Genomic DNA, 805 nt, shown 5'->3' with positions numbered 1-805 from the left:
GGTGCAAAAGGCATTCCAAGCATAAGCCGCAGTACCGAAATAACGGAGCTGTTTAGCTCTTCCAGTACTAGGAGCGGTATTCAAATTGGAGACCGCTCGCTCATTGAGGTTCCAAACACAGGAAATGCAAAAATATTTTCTGGTGCAACAGATGTGGAAGTTAAGCAGTATTTTTCGGAATTGACAGGCTCGACAGACTTGCCTTCTCCTCGTACTATTCCTGGGAAAGGGGACATATATGTTGTTAATACACCTGAAGGAAATTTCACGCTTCGGAATTTTTCCTCTTCATCTGGTCAGACTGGTCCGGCCTGGACTATTGATGTGCCTAAAGCCGCCACAGGCACAACGTATAATCCAGAAATAAAATTCCTTATTGGAAATCCATAATGGATATAAAGTTTGTTGAAAAAATAGTACGTGATTCATTTGGTCTGTGGATATCGGCTCTTTTCAGTGCCGTTGTTACATGGAATCCTGAGCTATCATTCTCTCAGCAAAAAGATGCTTTTTTTTCTGTGATCGAATATCTGCTTGTTACTGGAAAAATAAAATTTATCGCGCCAAATGCGGATTGCTATATTTCTTCGGATAATCCGCACCCCAGATTTTCGATTAATGATGAAGAGTCTCACTGGGGGTTGGATGCGAAGCGGATCGTGTGTTACTTGAAAGATAAGTGGCCGGAAGGTGTTGTGAGTGAAAGTGACGAAGCACTCACACTGTATTTTTATGAAGTGCCAGGCATCATTTGGGTAGACGAAAACGGCTGTTTGTTTGCTTCATAATTTGTTGGTGCAAAAGA

Annotated in this window: 1 protein-coding gene and 1 pseudogene; both read left to right on the top strand. The window is 42.0% G+C overall.

All coding sequences use genetic code 11. From position 1 onward, the window contains the following. Window positions 1–390 (top strand): annotated as a pseudogene (locus PMM47T1_RS29480) (hypothetical protein); the annotation flags it as partial. Beyond that, window positions 390–788, top strand: coding sequence for a hypothetical protein (locus PMM47T1_RS30040; protein ID WP_157213109.1), 399 nt, complete (start codon window positions 390–392; stop codon window positions 786–788). The pseudogene PMM47T1_RS29480 and the gene PMM47T1_RS30040, both read left to right, overlap by 1 nt. Window positions 789–805 lie beyond the last annotated feature (17 nt).

The organism is Pseudomonas sp. M47T1 (assembly GCF_000263855.1).
Taxonomy (GTDB): domain Bacteria; phylum Pseudomonadota; class Gammaproteobacteria; order Pseudomonadales; family Pseudomonadaceae; genus Aquipseudomonas.
This window is presented reverse-complemented; position numbering and strand designations above follow the sequence as displayed.